Source organism: Methylobacterium variabile, assembly GCF_001043975.1.
In the GTDB taxonomy this organism is placed as follows: domain Bacteria; phylum Pseudomonadota; class Alphaproteobacteria; order Rhizobiales; family Beijerinckiaceae; genus Methylobacterium; species Methylobacterium variabile.
In genome coordinates this window covers 1-608 of sequence record NZ_LABY01000417.1, presented here as the reverse complement: position 1 = coordinate 608, position 608 = coordinate 1, and the positions used below count along the sequence as shown (strand labels likewise).

Sequence of the window (608 nt, the reverse complement as noted above, 5' to 3'; positions counted from 1 at the left end):
GCACGGCCTCGCGGCCGGCGCAGACGTCGCTGACGATCACCGGGGTGCCGAGTGCCAGGGATTCGAGCACCGTGAGGGGCTGGCCCTCGTACCAGACGGACGGAAAGACCAGGGCGCGCGCGCTGCGCAGCACCGCCCTCACCTCCTCCGGGCTCTGCCAGCCGAGGAAGCGGGTCTCTGGGTAGCGGGCTTCCAGCTCCGCGCGCAGCGGCCCGTCGCCGGCAAAGACCGCCCGCGCGCCGGCAAGGCGCGCCGCTTCCGCGAACACGCCCGGGCCCTTCTCCGGCGAGAGGCGGCCGACGAAGACGAAGTCGCCGGGTGCCCCCGCCTTGTGTCCGAGGGGCTCGGCATCGACAGGGTTCGGCACGTCGTAGTAGCGCAGGCCCTCCGGCAGGTGGGGCGCCAGCACCTCCCGCTGCAGCCGGCTGATGGTGATCATCGCGTCGATGCCCTCGACGAGACCGGTGCGGCGCATCAGGGCGTGGCGGGCGACGCGCATCAGCTTGCGCGGATAGGTGCGCGAATCGCAGTTGTGGGCGAGGCAGGCCGGCCCGTTCGGCACCCGGTGGCAGGTCGCCGCGACGGGATAGTCGTAGAAGCCGCCGTTC

Annotated in this window: 1 protein-coding gene; it reads right to left on the bottom strand. The window is 73.0% G+C overall.

The features are described 5' to 3' along the window. Nucleotides 1-608, bottom strand: a 608-nt coding sequence (locus VQ02_RS33615; protein ID WP_048448623.1) for a glycosyltransferase family 4 protein, incomplete at both ends; no start/stop codon positions are given.